Origin of the sequence: Roseomonas sp. AR75 (assembly GCF_005222815.1) — a bacterium.
GTDB lineage: Bacteria > Pseudomonadota > Alphaproteobacteria > Acetobacterales > Acetobacteraceae > Falsiroseomonas.
In genome coordinates, this window is the sequence record NZ_STGB01000001.1 from 1,090,636 (window position 1) to 1,104,829 (window position 14,194).

At 72.1% G+C, this 14,194-nt stretch carries 16 protein-coding genes; 12 read left to right on the forward strand and 4 right to left on the reverse strand.

Annotated elements, in window-relative coordinates; translation table 11 throughout:
• The first annotated feature begins 61 nt into the window (after positions 1-61).
• The 11 genes from E4T13_RS05110 to E4T13_RS05160 are packed head-to-tail and all read left to right on the forward strand — an operon-like array spanning position 62 to position 8,430.
• Positions 62-1,186, forward strand: coding sequence for a flagellar basal body P-ring protein FlgI (locus tag E4T13_RS05110; RefSeq protein ID WP_137177124.1), 1,125 nt, complete (start codon positions 62-64; stop codon positions 1,184-1,186).
• Between the two features lie 16 nt (positions 1,187-1,202).
• Complete coding sequence (locus tag E4T13_RS05115) at positions 1,203-1,499, forward strand: rod-binding protein (protein WP_137177125.1); 297 nt, start codon at positions 1,203-1,205, stop codon at positions 1,497-1,499.
• Entirely contained in the window at positions 1,496-1,891 is a 396-nt protein-coding gene (locus tag E4T13_RS05120) for a flagellar export chaperone FlgN (RefSeq protein WP_137177126.1), read from the forward strand. Before E4T13_RS05115 ends, E4T13_RS05120 begins: the two co-directional genes overlap by 4 nt.
• 51 nt (positions 1,892-1,942) lie before the next feature.
• Positions 1,943-2,722, forward strand: coding sequence for a RibD family protein (locus tag E4T13_RS05125; RefSeq protein WP_137177127.1), 780 nt, complete (start codon positions 1,943-1,945; stop codon positions 2,720-2,722).
• Positions 2,719-3,696 (forward strand): zinc-binding alcohol dehydrogenase, encoded by a 978-nt coding sequence (locus tag E4T13_RS05130; RefSeq protein ID WP_137177128.1) that lies wholly within the window; start codon positions 2,719-2,721, stop codon positions 3,694-3,696. Before E4T13_RS05125 ends, E4T13_RS05130 begins: the two co-directional genes overlap by 4 nt.
• A 17-nt stretch (positions 3,697-3,713) precedes the next feature.
• Positions 3,714-4,112 carry a 6-carboxytetrahydropterin synthase gene (locus E4T13_RS05135; protein WP_137177129.1) on the forward strand — a complete coding sequence of 133 codons (399 nt, stop codon included), beginning with the start codon at positions 3,714-3,716 and terminating at the stop codon, positions 4,110-4,112.
• A 5-nt stretch (positions 4,113-4,117) separates the two neighbouring features.
• Entirely contained in the window at positions 4,118-5,152 is a 1,035-nt protein-coding gene (locus E4T13_RS05140; RefSeq protein WP_137177130.1) for a glycosyltransferase family 4 protein, read from the forward strand.
• Positions 5,149-6,021: a class I SAM-dependent methyltransferase gene (locus E4T13_RS05145; protein WP_137177131.1), complete on the forward strand. Its 873-nt coding sequence runs from the start codon at positions 5,149-5,151 to the stop codon at positions 6,019-6,021. Before E4T13_RS05140 ends, E4T13_RS05145 begins: the two co-directional genes overlap by 4 nt.
• 11 nt (positions 6,022-6,032) lie before the next feature.
• Positions 6,033-6,506, forward strand: a complete 474-nt coding sequence (locus E4T13_RS05150; RefSeq protein ID WP_137177132.1) for a cupin domain-containing protein — start codon at positions 6,033-6,035, stop codon at positions 6,504-6,506.
• 11 nt (positions 6,507-6,517) lie between these two features.
• Positions 6,518-7,798, forward strand: coding sequence for a 3-oxo-tetronate kinase (gene otnK, locus E4T13_RS05155; RefSeq protein ID WP_137177133.1), 1,281 nt, complete (start codon positions 6,518-6,520; stop codon positions 7,796-7,798).
• Entirely contained in the window at positions 7,795-8,430 is a 636-nt protein-coding gene (locus tag E4T13_RS05160; protein ID WP_137177134.1) for an aldolase, read from the forward strand. Before otnK ends, E4T13_RS05160 begins: the two co-directional genes overlap by 4 nt.
• Positions 8,431-8,501: 71 nt before the next feature.
• On the opposite strand, the gene E4T13_RS05165 is transcribed toward E4T13_RS05160, so the two are convergent.
• The 4 genes from E4T13_RS05165 to E4T13_RS05180 form a co-directional block, all read right to left on the reverse strand.
• On the reverse strand, positions 8,502-8,969 hold the full coding sequence (locus tag E4T13_RS05165) for a GNAT family N-acetyltransferase (protein ID WP_137177135.1): 468 nt from the start codon (positions 8,967-8,969) through the stop codon (positions 8,502-8,504).
• Between the two features lie 182 nt (positions 8,970-9,151).
• A complete protein-coding gene (locus tag E4T13_RS05170; protein ID WP_206030070.1) occupies positions 9,152-9,655 on the reverse strand; it encodes a histone H1-like repetitive region-containing protein in 504 nt (167 codons plus the stop codon).
• 655 nt (positions 9,656-10,310) lie between these two features.
• A complete protein-coding gene (locus E4T13_RS05175; protein WP_137177136.1) occupies positions 10,311-11,447 on the reverse strand; it encodes a bifunctional 2-methylcitrate synthase/citrate synthase in 1,137 nt (378 codons plus the stop codon).
• 175 nt (positions 11,448-11,622) lie between these two features.
• Positions 11,623-13,161 (reverse strand): MmgE/PrpD family protein, encoded by a 1,539-nt coding sequence (locus E4T13_RS05180; protein ID WP_137177137.1) that lies wholly within the window; start codon positions 13,159-13,161, stop codon positions 11,623-11,625.
• Positions 13,162-13,262: 101 nt separating this feature from the next.
• Here E4T13_RS05180 and E4T13_RS05185 point away from each other — a divergent pair, with 101 nt between their 5' ends.
• Positions 13,263-14,162 carry a LysR family transcriptional regulator gene (locus E4T13_RS05185; RefSeq protein ID WP_137177138.1) on the forward strand — a complete coding sequence of 300 codons (900 nt, stop codon included), beginning with the start codon at positions 13,263-13,265 and terminating at the stop codon, positions 14,160-14,162.
• Positions 14,163-14,194: the final 32 nt, after the last annotated feature.

The following is a 14,194-nucleotide window of genomic DNA, read 5'->3' on the forward strand; positions in this document are numbered from 1 at the left end:
CGGCGTGCCGCAGGCGTCGCGCGGCATGGAGGGGAGCGTGGCCGAAAAACCTTGCCCGAGGATGAGCGACAGGATCCGGCGGGGCGCCTGGGCGCTCGCTGCCTGCGTGTTCGCGCTGCTGGCTTGCCTTGGCACGCCGGCGCTCGCGCAGGTCCGCATCAAGGACATCGCCGATGTGGAGGGCGTGCGCGACAACCAGTTGGTCGGCTACGGGCTTGTGGTCGGGTTGAACGGCACGGGCGACCGGTTGCGCTCCTCGGCCTTCACCCGGCAGTCGCTGATCGGCGTGCTGGAGCGGCTGGGCGTGAACACGCGCGACCACGAAGCCCGGCTGGACACCAAGAACATCGCGGCGGTGATCGTCACGGCGAGCCTGCCGGCCTTCTCCCGCCCCGGCACCCGGATCGACGTGGCGGTCTCCACGCTGGGCGACGCCACCAACATCACCGGCGGGACGCTTCTCGTGACGCCGCTGCTCGGCGCCGACGGAGAAGTCTATGCGGTGGCACAGGGCACCGTCTCCACCGGCGCCATCGCCGCGCGGGGCGCGGCCGGCAGCGTCACGCGTGGCGTGCCGACTGCCGGGCGGATCGCCTCCGGCGCAGTGGTGGAACGGGAGGTCGCCTTCCGCTTCGCCCAGGGCGACCGCATCCGCCTCTCGCTGCGCAACCCCGATCTCACCACGGCGCGCCGCATCGCCGCCGCGATCAACCGCTTCGGCGGGCGCGGCCTGGCGGAAGCCACCGACCCCCGCACCGTGATCGTGGGGCTGGCGGGGCGCGACGCCGTCGGCCTGCTGGCGGAGATCGAGCAGCTTCGCGTGCAGCCCGACCAGATCGCGCGCGTGGTGATCGAGGAAGCCTCCGGCACCATCGTCATGGGGGCGAATGTGCGGATCAGCACCGTCGCCATCGCGCAGGGCAACCTGACCATCCGCATCACCGAGACGCCGCAGGTCAGCCAGCCCAACCCGCTGGCGCAGGGCCAGACCGCGGTGGTGCCGCGCACCAACATCGAAGTGGACGACCAGAGTGAGCGCCGCATGGGCGTGCTGCGCGGCAGCGTGACGCTCGATGACCTGGTGCGGGGCATGAACAGCCTCGGCGTCGGGCCGCGCGACCTGATCACCATCCTGCAGACCATCAAGGCCGCCGGCGCGCTGCAGGCCGAGCTGGAAGTGCGATGAAGGGAGGACCCGCGCGATGCCCACGACGCTGAACGGCCTGACCCAGGCGCCGCCCGCCGCGCATGGCACGCTGCGCCGCGTGGCGCAGGAATTCGAGGCGCAGGCGGTGGCCGCGATGTTCCAGCCGGTCTTCGCCACCCTGCCGACCGACGGCCCCTTCGGCGGCGGCCAGGCGGAGGCGCAGTGGCGCCCGATGCTGGTCGACGCCATCGCCCGCGACATGACGCGCGCCGGCGGCTTCGGCATCGGCGAGGCGGTCTATCGCGAATTGCTGCGTGCCCAGGAACGGCAAGGACAAGGACAGGACGCATGATCGATTCGCTGATGCACGCCGCGCAGCGCCTGATGGAGGCGCTGCGCGCGGAGAACGAGGCGCTGGCGCGGCTCGATCTCGCCGCCGCGGGCGAACTGGCGCGCGGCAAGCGCCAGGCCGCGGACGCCTTCGCCGCCGCCTACGATGCAGCCCGCAAGCTCGGCTCGCGTACCGAGGGTGCGGAGCGGGCGCGGGCGGAGGAGATCGCGGCCGGGCTGCAGGAACTCACGGCCGAGAACCGCCGCCTGCTCGAACGCGCCATCGCCCTGCAATCGCGCGTGATCGAGACCATCGCCGGCGCCGCCAGGCCGCCGGGTCCCGGTACCTACGGCGCGCGCGGCCGCATGCGGGAGGGGCGCGGCGCGGCGATGTCGGTGCTGTCACGAGCCTGATCGCCCGCTGCGATTGCCGAGGGCGCGCCGCTTCGGCATAGCTGCGGCCGCATGGCCGACCCTACCAAGCCGGACGACGAATGGCGCGCGCTGCTGGCCGCGCGCGATGGCGCACCGGTGCCGCAGGGCGCGCTGGGCGCGCTGTTCGGCCCGGTGCTGGCGGCACCGACCGCGGCTGACGGCTGCCGGGTGATCGGGCGCCTGGCTCAGACGCTGGATGGGCGCATCGCGACGGCGGCCGGCGCCTCGCAATGGATCGGCGGCAAGGGCGACATCCTGCACACCCACCGGCTGCGCGCGCTGTGCGACGTGGTGCTGGTGGGCGCCGGCACGGTGCGGCACGACGACCCGCGGCTGACGACGCGCGAGGCGACGGGGCCGAACCCGGTGCGCGTCATCCTCGACGCCCATCGCCGCCTGCCGACCAGCTTCGGCGTGTTCCGCGACGATGCCGCGCCGACCCTGCTGGTCGCCGCCACCGATGGCCCGGCGACGCATGGCAAGGCGGAGGTGCTGCGCATCCCCCGCGCGGGCGACGGGCTCGACCTGCCCGCCCTGCTGCGCGCCCTGGCCGAGCGGGGCCTGCGGCGCATCTTCGTGGAGGGCGGCGGCCGGACCGTCTCGGCCTTTCTCGCGGCGGGGCTGCTGGACCGGCTGCACATCACCGTGGCGCCAGTGATCCTCGGCTCCGGCATCCCCGCCTTCAGCCTGCCCGAGGCGGCGCGCATCGCGGACGGGCTGCGCTTCGCCTGGACGGTGCATCCGCTCGGCGAGGACATCCTCTGCGACGTCGCGCTGGACCGCGCGCGGCCGCCGGTGTGCGCGGCATGAAGGCGCGGGCGTTCTGGACCGTCGCGCCGGGCATGGGCGAGATCAGCGAGCACGACCTGCCCGCGCCCGCGCCGGACCAGGCGCTGGTCGTCACGCGCGCCAGCGGCATCTCCCGCGGGACGGAGCGGCTGGTCTTCACGGGCCGGGTGCCGGAAAGCCAGTGGGGCGCGATGGGCGCGCCGCTGATGCAGGGCGCATTCCCCTTCCCCGTCTCCTACGGCTACGCCGCGGTGGGCGTGGTGCAGGACGGGCCGGCGGCGCTGCGCGGCCGCCGCGTCTTCTGCCTGCATCCGCACCACGACGCCTTCCTCGCCCCCGCCGCCATGTGCATCCCCATCCCCGATGCGGTGCCGGATCGCCGCGCGGTGCTGGCCGCCAACATGGAAACCGCGGTGAACATCCTGTGGGATGCGCGGCCGCTGGTCGGGGAGCGCGTCCTGGTCGTCGGCGCCGGCGTGGTCGGGCTGCTGGCGGCCTTCCTGCTGGCGCGCATCCCGGGGCTGGACCTCGCCGTCTGCGACCTGGACGCGTCGCGGCGCGGGCTGGTCGAAGGCTTCGGCGCGCGCTTCTGCGCGCCCGACGACGCGCCGGGCGACCGCGACCTGGTGGTGCATGCCTCCGCCAGCGGCGCCGGCCTTCGCCTCGCGCTCACGCGCTGCGGCTTCGAAGGGCGGATCGTCGAGGCCTCCTGGTTCGGCGACCGCGCGGTGGAGCTGCCGCTGGGCGAGGCCTTCCACGCGAAGCGCCTGTCGCTGGTCTCGACGCAGGTCGGCGCGGTGGCGCCGGCGATGCGCGGACGGCGCACGCATGGGGAGCGGCTGGCGCTCGCGCTGTCGCTGCTGGACGATGCGCGGCTGGACGCGCTGCTCGGGCCGGACATCCCCTTCAGCGAATTGCCGGCACGGATCGGTTCGGTGCTGTTGCCGGATGCCGGCGCGCCCCAACCTCTCTGTCCCGTCGTCACCTATATATAGAGTGAGAGAGCGCTGCGATGTTCAGCCTGACCGTCGTCGACCACATCATGATCGCCCACAGCTTCCGCGGCGAAGCCTTCGGCCCCGCGCAGAAGCTGCACGGCGCCACCTTCATCGTGGAGGCGGAGTTCCGCGCGCCGAAGCTCGACGAGCTGCACCTGCTGATCGATATCGGCCTGGCCAAGGACGTGCTGCGCGCCATCCTCGCCCCGATCGACTACCGTAACCTGGATGACGAAGGCGTCTTCGCGGGCAAGAACACCACCACCGAATACCTATGCCTGCACATCCAGCAGGAACTCGCCGCCGCCTGCCGCGACGGGCGGCTGGGCGATGGCGGCAAGGGCGTGAGCGGCATCAAGGTGCTGCTGCGCGAGAGCCACATCGCCTGGGCGGCCTTCGAAGGCCCGGTCTGAGCGCCATGCGCATCGCGCTGCTGGTGCCGGGGCCGTTCGACACGATCTCCGGCGGCTACATCTACGACCGGCGCCTGGTGGAGGGTCTACGCGGCCTCGGCCACGAGGTGCGGGTGGTGGAACTGCCGGGGCGGCATCCGCTGCCCGACGCGGCCGCGACCGAAGCCGCGCGCGCCGCGCTGGATGCGATCCCGATGGAGACGCGCCTGGTGATCGACGGCCTCGGCCTACCCGCCTTTGCGCCCTTCGCCGAGGATCTGGTGCAGCGCCGCGCCGTCGGGCTTATCCACCACCCCACCGCGCTGGAACACGGCAATCCCGGCGAAATACGCGATGCGCTGCGCGCCGCGGAGCAGGCGCTGTTCCCGCGCATGGCGCGCCTGGTCACGACCAGCACGCTCACCGCGCGCCGGCTGGAGCCGGAATTCGGCGTCGATCCCGCCCGCGTCGGCGTGGTGGAGCCGGGCACCGATCCGTCGGCGCGCAGCGAAGGCGGGGGCGAGGGCTGCGCCATCCTCTCGGTCGGCGCGCTGATCCCGCGCAAGGGCCATGACGTGCTGATCCGCGCGCTGGCGACGCTGTTCGACCTGGACTGGACGCTCACCATCGCCGGCGGGGCGCGCGACCAGGTCTTCGCCAATGGCCTCGCCGCGCTGGCCGAGGAGCTGGGCGTCGCGCAGCGCGTGACCTTCGCGGGCGAGGTGGATGCCGCGGCGCTGGATGCGCTGTGGCGCAAGGCGGACCTCTTCGCCCTCGCCTCCCACTGGGAGGGCTATGGCATGGCGGTGGCCGAGGCGCTGGCGCGCGGCGTCCCCGTCGCCGTCACCGCCGGCGGCGCGCTCGCCGAACTGGTGCCGGTGGAGGCGGGCGTGGTGGCGCCGCCGGGCGACGTGGTCTCGCTCGGCAAGGCGATGCGCCGCGCCATCTTCGACACGGCGCTGCGCGCGGAGATGGCGGAGGCCGCCTGGCAAGCCGGACAGCGCCTGCCGCGCTGGCAGGACCGCGCGGCGCACTTTGTGGCCGAGATCGAGCGCGCATGACCGAGAGCTTCGACGGCGACTGGCTTGACCTGCGCGAGCCCTTCGATGCCGCCGCGCGCGACGCGGGCCTCGCGCTGCGGCTTTCGCAGGCGCTGCCGGCACGGCCGCGCATCCTCGATCTCGGCGCCGGCACCGGCGCGCTGCTGCGCTGGCTCGGCCATTTCGTCGGCCGTGCCCAGGCCTGGACGCTGGTGGATGCGGATGCGGCGCTGATCGAGCGCGCCTTCGACACCATCGCGGAGCGCGCGCAGGCCGCCGGCTGGGGCGCCACGTTCCCCGGCCGGCGCACGCTGCTGGTGCACAGCCCGCGCGGCGCCTGGCGGGTGGAAGGGCTGGTCGCCGATCTGCGCGAGGCGCCGGGCAACCTGCCGCTGCAAGCGGTCGATGCGGTGGTGAACACCGCGCTCTGCGACCTGGTCAGCCAGGATTGGATCGAGCGCATGGCCGAGGCCTGCGCCGCCCGCCGCCTGCCCTTCTACGCGGCGCTCAACGTGACGGGTCGCGAGCGTTTCGGCCCCCCGCACCGCGACGACGCGCTGGTGGCGCGCGGCTTCGCCCGCGACCAGGCGCGCGACAAGGGATTCGGCGGCATCGCGCTGGGCGCGAAGGCACCTGCGGCAATCGCCGAGGCGTTCGAGGCGCAGGGCTACGAGGTGCTGCGCGCCGCCTCCGACTGGGTCGTGCCGCGCAGCGCGCCCCGCATGGCACTGGAACTCGCCGAGGGGCATGCGCGCGCCGCGCAGGGCTGGGAACGCCGGTTTGAAGGCCGCATCGCCCAGTGGATGGTGGACCGCACGATGCAGGCGCGCGACCTTCGCCTCACCGCGCGCGTGGGCCACGCCGACCTGCTCTGCCTGCCGCGCGGCTGAGGGGGAAGATCATGGCCAGCACGCCGATTGCCATCATTGCGACCGAAGCGCAGCCCAAGGGGCCGTCCGGCTACCCGCAGGACCTGCGCCGCAAGGTCGAGGGGCGCGAGAAGCGCGTGCTCGGCGATGTCTTCGGCCTGGCGAATTTCGGCGTGAACCTGACCACGCTCGCGCCCGGCGCCGCGTCGGCGCTTCGGCACGCCCACCGCACGCAGGACGAGTTCGTCTACATCCTGGAAGGCGAGCCGACCCTGGTGACCGATGCCGGCGACACGCCGCTGCGCCCTGGTGTGTGCGCAGGCTTCAAGGCCGGCAGCGGCGACGCGCATTGCCTGGTGAACCGCAGCGACCGGCCGGTGGTCTACCTCGAGATCGGCGACCGCTCGCCCGGCGATGTCGTCGCCTATCCCGACGACGACCTGCATGCGGAGATGGGCAGCGACGGCATGTGGCGCTACAGCCGCAAGGACGGCTCGCCTCTCTAGGGACGGAAACAATGCCCCTGCTGCTCGGCTGCGTCGCGGACGACTTCACCGGCGCGACGGACCTTGCCTCCATGCTCGTGAAGAATGGCATGACCTGCGTGCAGGTGATCGGCGTTCCGACCGGCCCCTTGCCGGAGGCCGACGCCATCGTCGTCGCGCTGAAGTCGCGCACCGCGCCGGTTGCGCAGGCCGTCGCGGAAAGCGTGGCGGCGGCGGAGGCCCTGCTCGTTGCCGGGGCGCAGCAGCTCTTCTTCAAATACTGCTCGACCTTCGACAGCACCGACGAAGGGAATATCGGCCCGGTGGCGGATGCGCTGCTGAAGCGGCTCGGCGCGGGCTTCGCCATCGCCTGCCCCGCCTTCCCGGCCAATGGCCGCAGCATCTACCAGGGTCACCTCTTCGTCGGCGCCCACCTGCTCAGCGAGAGCGGGATGGAGAACCATCCGCTGACGCCCATGAAGGATTCCGACCTGGTGCGCGTCCTGTCGCGCCAGACCGACGGCGCGGTGGGCCTGGTGCCCTTCGCCGTGGTCGAGCAGGGCGCGGCGGCGATCCGGCGGGAGATGACGAAGCTGGCGGAAGGCGGCCGGCGATACGCCATCCTCGACGCGGTCAGCGATGCGCATCTGCACGCCATCGGCGAAGCCTGCGCCAACCATGCGCTGATCACCGGCGGATCGGGTGTGGCGATGGGGCTGCCGGGCAACTTCCGCGCGGCGGGGCTGCTGGCGGAGCGGAGCGACGCGGCGGCGCTGCCGCAGGCGGAGGGGCTGTGCGCGGTGGTGGCAGGCAGCTGCTCGCGCGCGACGCTCGGCCAGATCGGCTTCGCCCGCGACCATGTGCCCGTGCTGGAGCTCGACGCGCTCGCCACGCCGGATGCCCGGGCGCTGGCGCAGCAGGCGCTCGCCTGGATGGACGGCAAGCTCTCCGCCGAGCGGCCCGTGGTGATCGCCGCCAGCGCGCCGCCCGAGCGGGTTGCCGCGCTGCAGCAGAAGCTCGGACGCGACGCCGCCGGCTTGCTGGTGGAGGAGGCGCTCGCTGCCGTCGCGGCGGAACTCGTCGCGCGCGGCGTGACGCGGCTGGTGGTGGCGGGCGGCGAGACCTCGGGCGCGGTGGTGCAGCGTCTCGGCGTGACCTCGCTGCGCATCGGCGCGGAGATCGACCCCGGCGTGCCCTGGACCTTTGCGGAAAGCCGCGCCGCGGCGGGTGCCGCACCGGCCGGCATCCATCTTGCGCTGAAGAGCGGCAATTTCGGCGCACGCGACTTCTTCCTGAAGGCGTTTGGGCCATGACGGAGACGGCGCTTCGGCAGGAGCTGGCGCAGCTCGGGAAGTCCCTGTTCGAGCGCGGCTACTCGGTCGGCACGGCGGGCAACATCAGCGTGCGCCTTCCGGACGGCTACCTGATGACGCCCACCAATTCCTGCCTCGGGCGGTTGGACCCGGCGCGCATCAGCAAGCTGGCGCCGGACTGGTCGCATGTCTCGGGCGACAAGCCGAGCAAGGAGGTGTTCCTGCACCGCGCGGTGCTTACGGCGCGGCCTGAGGCGGGTGCGGTGGTGCACCTGCATTCGACCTACGCGACAGCCGTGTCGTGCATCGCGCCCGAAGGCGGCGATGCGGAGATCCCGCCACTGACACCCTACTTCGTCATGCGCATCGGGCGCCGCCTGCCCTGCGTCGCCTACTACCGGCCCGGCGATGGCGCGATGGAGCCGGCGGTGTTCCAGGCGGCGAAGGTGGCGAAGGCGCTGCTGCTGGCGAACCACGGCCCGGTGGTGAGCGGCGCCACGCTGCGCGACGCCGTCTACGCGGCGGAGGAGCTGGAGGAAGCGGCGCGGCTTGCGTTGCTGTTGCGCGACGTGCCGGGTGTGCGGCGCCTGACGCCCGCGCAGGTGGACGACCTGCTAAAGACCTTCGGCTGACCAGGGCGTGCCGCCAGGCAATGTGGCGCGGCCCCACCCCAACCCTCGCCCGCAAGCGGGAGAGGGAGCCGTCAGAGTGACGCCGCGGGATCGAGGCGGATGACGTAGCTGCGCCAGTCGGCGCGGGCGGCGATGCGCTCGTAGAGAGCGATGGCGCCGGCGTCGCCCTCGGGCACGATCCAGCGCAGATGGCTCCAGCCCCGTTCGCGGCCGAGCGCGCAGCATTCTTCGATCAGCGCCCGCGCGATGCCCTGGCCGCGCGCGGCGGGCAGCACGAAGAGGTCGTCGAGCTGCCCGCAGCGACGGGCGAAGACGATCTCCGGCAGGTCGAACAGAACCGCGAAGCCCAGCGCCGCGCCGTCACGCTCCGCCACCAGCACCTCGGCCGCGGGATGCTCCGCGAGCAGGGACGCTTGTGCTTCCGGTGAAGCCACAGTCGCTCCGGCGAGCGTCTCCCGCATCTCCGCCCCATAGGCGGCGAAGAGCGGCGTCAGGCGATGGCGCTCTACGCGCGGCGAGGGGCGGATCTGCAGCGACATGAAGCAAGGATAGCGCGACAATGCGGTCCGCGAAGCGGGCCGAGGCCGCGAAGGCGGCCCGCCGCATGTGCGGCGCAGCCAAGCCGGCGGAGCCGGCGCCCGGCGCTTGAGGCACCCGATAGACGCGCGAAGGGCGCCACCCTTGCGGGTGGCGCCCCCCTACGCCGGGATCGGCGGTTGGATCAGGACGCGCTGTCGGCCGACGGCGCGGCGGCGGCAGCGGCGGCGGCGGCGCGCTTCGCGGCGCGGGTCGCTGCGGCCTTCTTCGCGGCCTCCGAACGCGCGGAGGGAGCGGCCTTCTTCGGCGCGGCCTTGCGGGCTGCGGGCTTCTTGGCAGCGGCCTTCTTCGGCGCGGCCTTGCGAGCCGTGGTCTTCTTGGCAGCGGCCTTCTTGGGCGCGGCCTTGCGAGCCGTGGTCTTCTTGGCGGCAGCCTTCTTCGGCGCGGCCTTGCGGGCCGTGGTCTTCTTGGCAGCGGCCTTCTTCGGCGCGGCCTTGCGAGCCGTGGTCTTCTTGGCAGCGGCCTTCTTCGGCGCGGCCTTGCGGGCGGCCGGCTTCTTGGCGGCAGCCTTCTTCGGCGCGGCCTTCTTCGCGGCCGGCTTGCGCGCGGTCTTCTTGGCGGCGGCCATGGCCATCGCCTGGGCGCGCGGCTCCGCTTCGGTCTCGGTGGTCTCGACGATATCGGTCATTCGGTCAGGTCCTTCGTGTGTGACTTCAGGGTGTTCCGATGGTGGCGCACCGGCGCGTTAACCTGGCGTGGCGTCCACCGAGGCAGTCGGGTGACGGAGCCACGAGGGGCGCGGATCCCGTATCGCGCCATCCCGTGGAAGCCGTCGTCCATTCCCGCGCAGGCGCCGGGGACGACGCGCGCCGCGCTACATGGCGCCTGGCGCGTGCTCCGGCGTCTCTCCCGCCGATGTCGGGCGCGCATCGCGCGCCGTTCGGCGGTGCGGAGAAGGATGTGCGTTGGATGCCAACCTCCTCCCCGAGCCTGCGGTCCATGGACCGATCCTTCCTGCCGCGCGCCGCCTCGCCGTGTCGCTTGCCTTCCTTCGATCGCTGCGTCGTGGAGTATGTCGACGTCGCCGCTTCGATCTTCGGCGCGCGAATCGCGTCAAGCGCGTGCGTGCGAATCAGACGTGCGGCATCCGCAAGCAAACTGTCAAACGGAATCGCATGCGCGACGCGCGATGACGTGCATGATTTTCGTCGCGACGATTCATCATCGTGCGTCGTGGCGTCGTCGGTTGTCGTGGATGGTGTCCGGACGACGATGCGTCACGCCCGCGAGACGCACCGGAAGCGGCCGCGCCGGCCTCGCAGCCGGCGCGGTGCGTGGCGCCGTCAGCCGCGCTCGCCGATCGGCTTCACCGGGCGCTGCGCTTCGCCCGTGTAGACCGAGAGCGGGCGGATCAGCCGGTTGTCCGCCGCCTGCTCGAACACATGCGCCGCCCAGCCGGTGATGCGGGAGCAGACGAAGATCGGCGTGAAGAGCGGGATGTCGAAGCCCATCAGGTAGTAGGCGGGGCCCGCCGGGAAATCGAGGTTCGGATGGATCTTCTTCTCCCGCAGCATGATCTCCGCCAGCACGCGGGAGGTCTCCATCCAGCGGCGGTCGCCCACCACCTCCGCCATCTTCTCGGCGTATTTGGTCATCGTCGGCACGCGGCTGTCGCCGCTCTTGTAGACCCGGTGACCGAAACCCATCACCAACGCCTTGTGGTCGAACCTGCCGTGGATCCACTCGGCCGCCTTATCCGGCCCGCCGATCTCCGTAAGCATGTGCATCACCGCCTCGTTGGCGCCGCCATGCAGCGGGCCCTTCAGCGCCGCGATAGCGGCCGTGATGGCGCCGTGGATGTCCGCCCCGGTGGAGGTCACCGTCCGCGCCGTGAAGGTGGAGGCGTTGAAGGTGTGCTCGGCGTAGAGGATCATCGAGACGTCGAAGCTCTTGATGACCTCCGGCTGCGGCACCTTGCCGAAGACCATGTGGAAGAAGTTCTCGCACCAGGGCAGCGCGGGATCGGGCGCGATCGGCTCCAGCCCCTTCGACAGGCGATTGGTCGCCGCCACCGCGGTCGGCGCCTTGGCCAGCAGCCGCATCGCCTTGCGCCGCTGGGCGGCGTCGGAGACGTCGCCCGCCTCCGGATCCTCCGCCCCCATGAAGGAGATGGCGGTGCGGATCGCGTCCATCGGATGCGCGTCCTTCGGGATGGCGCGCAGCACGGCCATCAGCGCCGGCGAGATGGCGCGGTTCGCCCGCTCCTCCTTCTGGAATGCGGCGAGCTGGGCGGCGGTCGGCAGCTCGCCGTGCCAGAGCAGGTAGGCGACCTCCTCGAAGTTGCTCTCCTCGCAGAGGTCCTGCACGGCATAGCCGCGATAAGTGAGGCTGTTGGTCTCCGGCATCACCTTGGAGACGGCGGAGACGTCGGCATAGACGCCGACCAGGCCCTTGTAGATGGTGGGTTCTGCTTCGCTCATGACTGGTTCACTCCCCATGTCGTGGATGAACCCCCACCCGCCCTCGCTGCGCTCGGGCACCCTCCCCCGCTGCGCGGGAGAGGGATCGTCGGCGGCACCGCTCGTCCAACGCCTTCAGCGTCGGACCCCGCGCAGCGGAGAAGTGCCGGGGGTGGGGGTCGTGGTGGACCCTCGATCAGAAGATGCCGGGCTTGCTGTCCAGCAGCGTGCCGGCCGGCAGCGCGACGTTCAGAACGTGCAGCTCGCCCGCGGGGATGCGGGCCAGGTCCTGCACATCGGCCAGGAAGCGGTTCGCCTCCCGGGTGGAGATGATGCCCTCCGTCAGGGTGCGGAACTTGTTGACGTACTGGTCCCGCGCGAAGGGGCGGGCGCCGTTCGGGTGGGCGTTGGCCACCCCCAGCTCATCCACGATCTTCGTGCCGTCGCGCAGGAAGATCTCCACCCGGCCGCCGAAGGCGAGCTCCTCGGGGTCGCGCGAATGGTATTTCCGCGTCCACTCCGGGTCCTCGGTGGTCTCGATCTTGTGCCAGAGGCGGACGGTGTCGGCGCGGCCGGCGCGGCGGGGCGCGTAGCTGTCCACGTGGTGCCAGCGCCCGTCCTGCAGGGCGACGGCGAAGATGTACATGATCGAGTGGTCCAGCGTCTCGCGGCTGGCCTTCGGGTCCATCTTCTGCGGGTCGTTGGCGCCGGTGCCGATCACGTAGTGCGTGTGGTGGCTGGTGTGGATGACAATCTTCTCGATCGCCTCGAAGTCCTTGATCTGCTCCCGCATGCGGAAGGCCAGGTCGATCAGCGCCTGGGACTGGTACTCGGCCGAGTGCTCCTTGGTGTAGCTGTCCAGGATGGCGCGCTTCGCCTCGCCCGGCGCGGGCAGCGGCACCTCGTAGTAGGTGGGGTCGTAGACGGTCTTGCGGCCCTTGCTGTCGGCCTGCGTGCGGCCGGAGAGCACCCAGGCGATGACGGAATCCTCGCCTTCGTAGATCGGCGAGGGCGCGCCCTCGCCGCGCATGCAGCGGTCCACCGCCTCCACCGCCAGCTTGCCGGCATGGGCGGGGGCATAGGCCTTCCAGGAGCTGATCTCGCCCTTGCGGCTCTGGCGGAAGCTGACCGAGGTGTGCAGCGCCTGCTGGATCGACTGGAAGATCACCTCCTGCTTCAGGCCGAGCAGCGTGCCAATGCCGGCCGCCGCGGCGGGGCAGAGATGGGCGATGTGGTCCACCTTGTGCTCATGCAGGCAGATCGCGCGCACCAGGTCGATGTGCAGCTCGTAGGCCGTTGCCAGGCCGCGGATCAGGTCGCGCCCGCCCTTGCCCATGGTCTGCGCCACGGCCAGCACCGGCGGGATGTTGTCGCCGGGGTGGGAGTAGTCGGCGGCCAGGAAGGTGTCATGCATGTCGAGCTCGCGCACCGCCGTGCCGTTCGCCCAGGCCGCCCATTCGGGGCTCACCGTCGTCGCGGCCTTCACGCCGAACACCGTGCCGCCGCCCTTGCGCGGATGACCGAGCGCCATGCCGCGCGCCGAGACGACCGGACGACGGTTGATCGCGGCGATGGCGACGGAGGCATTGTCGATGATCCGGTTGATGATCATCGCCTGCACGTCCTTCTCCACCGCGACCTTGTCGGTGGCGACGGCGGCCATCTTCCAGGCCAGCTGCTCCTCGCGCGGCAGCAGCGCCTTGGAGGGGTGGACCTTCACCGGATGCTTCTGCACGTCTGTCCTCATCCTTGCCGTGTGGAACGCGGCGAGCTTTTTGCGCCCGCGCAGCGTGATCGTCCATTCCGATTGGCCACGCGGCGCGATAGTCTTTTGGTATGGATTTCCGGCTCGTTCGCCGCCTCGGCCATTTCCTCGCGGTCGCCGAGGAAGGGCATTTCGGCCGCGCCGCGGCGCGGCTCGGCATCTCCCAGCCGCCGCTGACGGCGCAGATCCAGGCGCTGGAGCGCGAACTGGGCGTGAAGCTGCTGGAGCGCACCGGTAAGGGCGCGCATCCGACGCGGGAGGGCGAGGCGCTGATCCCGCTTGCGCGCCGCCTGGCCGAAGGCGCGGGCGAGCTGGAAGCGCTGGCGCGGGAGCTGCGCGCCGGGCGTGCGGCGCCCGTTTCCATCGCCTGCGTCACCTCCGCCCTGTTCGACTACCTGCCGCCACTGGTGCGCGCATTGCAGGCGGCGCGGCCCGATGCGGCGGTGAGCGTGCGGGAGCTCGATACGACCGACGCGGTGGAGGCGCTGCGCCGCGGCGAGGTGGACCTCGCCTTGCTGCGGCTGGATCGCGACCGGCCGCCGGTGAAGCTGCGCGCGCTGGGTCGCGACGTGCTGGCCGCGGCGCTGCCGAGCGGCCACCCGCTGGCGGCAAGCAGCGCGCCGCTCCCGCTGGCACAGCTAGCGGACGAGCCGATGCTGATGCTGCCGCGCGGCATCAGCCCCGCCTATTCGGACGCGATGGTCACCGCCTGCCGCGAAGCCGGCTTCACGCCCCGCGTGGTGCGGGAGGTCGGCAGTGCCATGGCGCAGCTCGGCTTCGTCGCGGCCGGGCTCGGCATCGCGCTGGTCAGCGCGGGCATGGCGCGGCTGCGCCCGCCCGGCGTGGCGTTCCGCGAACTGGAAGGACCGATCCATGCTGTGGGCGTCGCGCTCGCCTGGAACGCGGAGCGCGAGAGCGAGGCCACGCGCCTGGCGCTGGATTTCGCCGAGATGCTGTTCCCCGGCGGCTGACCGCCAGCACTGACGCGATGGCAAGGTTCCAA